General features: G+C 74.7%; 1 protein-coding gene and 1 pseudogene. Both read right to left on the reverse strand.

The window, feature by feature from the left end:
* Nucleotides 1–589, reverse strand: a pseudogene (locus AB8Z36_RS39740) (hypothetical protein); the annotation flags it as partial.
* 205 nt (nucleotides 590–794) lie between these two features.
* A complete protein-coding gene (locus AB8Z36_RS39745) occupies nucleotides 795–1,439 on the reverse strand; it encodes a CatB-related O-acetyltransferase (protein ID WP_369218224.1) in 645 nt (214 codons plus the stop codon).
* Nucleotides 1,440–1,740 lie beyond the last annotated feature (301 nt).

The following is a 1,740-nucleotide window of genomic DNA, read 5'->3' on the forward strand; positions in this document are numbered from 1 at the left end:
GTGCGGCACGTGGCGTTGCGCGATCTTCCCCGAACGCCTGGGGCGGCGCGGCTTCGCCCCGGCCGTGCGCGGCGCGGGCAGCCGGTCGCCGTGGGGCCCGGCACCGCCGGAGGGGGAGTCCGCCCCTGGAGCGGCGTCCGGGGCGAAGGTGGCCGCCGACGGGAGACGTCTCCGGGGCGGTGGCCACCACACGGGCGGCGGGATGGACCGCCGCGCACCGCGCGCAGCACTCCCAGGCCCGCCACCAGCGGCCCATGGGATCGGTGATCACGGCGAGCACCACCGCGCCCCCGCACCGCCAGGCCGGACCCGTGGAGCCGCGGCCGGCGCTGTCGGCGTGGCCCTGGCACCCGTCGGCGCGGCACGCACAGGCCGCGTCGCGCCGGGGGTTCCCGGCCGCACGCAGATGAGCCTTGAGGTGCGCGGCGGCGAACGCCCGCCCCTGAGCGGCCGAGTCCAGCCGCTGCGGTGTGCAGGCCGGGCGGCTGCAGTCGACCTTCACCGCCGTCAGGCCGCGCCCCGCGGCATCCAGACGCACCGTCCACACCCGCGCCGCCACCTGCTCGCCCGCCACATGTGCCTGTGCCATGAACTGCCCCTTCCCGCTTCACCGAGGGCCCGGATCCGCTGGCCATCATCATCGGCCACCGACGGCCGCGAGTCCGGCAATGGGCAAAGGCCGCGCCGCGTCTTCCAGGGGCCGCAGCGGGGGTCGCCGCATGTGCGAATACCACGAACGTGTGGCCACGGCGTTGACGAATCGTCATCACGGAGCAGTTGACGGGCAAGCTTGGTCATCGACGGGGTGCGGCGTCCTCAAGTTCGGTGATGCTGCCCGACATGATCGTCCGTACCCGCGCGGTGATGTGCTCGACCGGCCAGTCCCACCAGGCGAGCGCCAGCAGCCGGCCGACCTCCTCGGCCGTGTACCGGGTGCGGATGAGGCGGGCCGGGTTGCCGCCGACGATGCCGTAGTCGGGCACGTCGGCGGTGACCACGGCGCCGGAGGCGATGATGGCGCCATGGCCGATCCGTACGCCGGGCATGACGGTCGTGCCGTGGCCGAACCAGACGTCGTTGCCGACTACGGTGTCCCCCCGGCTGGGCAGGCCGGTGAGCAGGTCGAAGTGGTCGGCCCACGAGCCGCCCATGGTGGGGAACGGAAATGTCGACGGGCCGTCCATGCGGTGGTTGGCGCCGTTCATGAGGAACCGCACGCCCGTGCCAAGCGCACAGAACTTACCGATGATCAGCTTCTCCGGACCGTAGTGGTACAGCACATTGCGTGTCTCGAACGCGGTCGGGTCGTCGGGGTCGTCGTAGTACGAGAACTCCCCGACCTCGATCAGCGGCGAGGTGACCAGCGGCTTGAGCAGGACCACTCGCGGCTGCTCGGGCATCGGGTGCAGCACGGTCGGGTCGGCGGGAACGGGTGGCATGGTGAGGTGGTGCCTTTCGCGGAGAAGAGGGTGGTGGGGGGGGGGGGGGGGGGGGGGGGGGGGGGGGGGGGGGGGGGGGGGGGGGGGGGGGGGGGGGGGGGGGGGGGGGGGGGGGGGGGGGGGGGGGGGGGGGGGGGGGGGGGGGGGGGGGGAGTGCGGGGTCCCCGCCGCCACGGCGCGCGAGAGGAGCCTGCGCGGCGGATCGAGCCGCTCGGGGCGGCTGTTGATCTCCACGGCCGTGTTCGCGGCGGCGCACGCGGCGAAGACCTCGTCCGCGTCGAACTGCGACTCCGGTCTGCCG

Origin of the sequence: Streptomyces flavofungini (genome assembly GCF_041028215.1) — a bacterium.
Taxonomy (GTDB): domain Bacteria; phylum Actinomycetota; class Actinomycetes; order Streptomycetales; family Streptomycetaceae; genus Streptomyces; species Streptomyces flavofungini_B.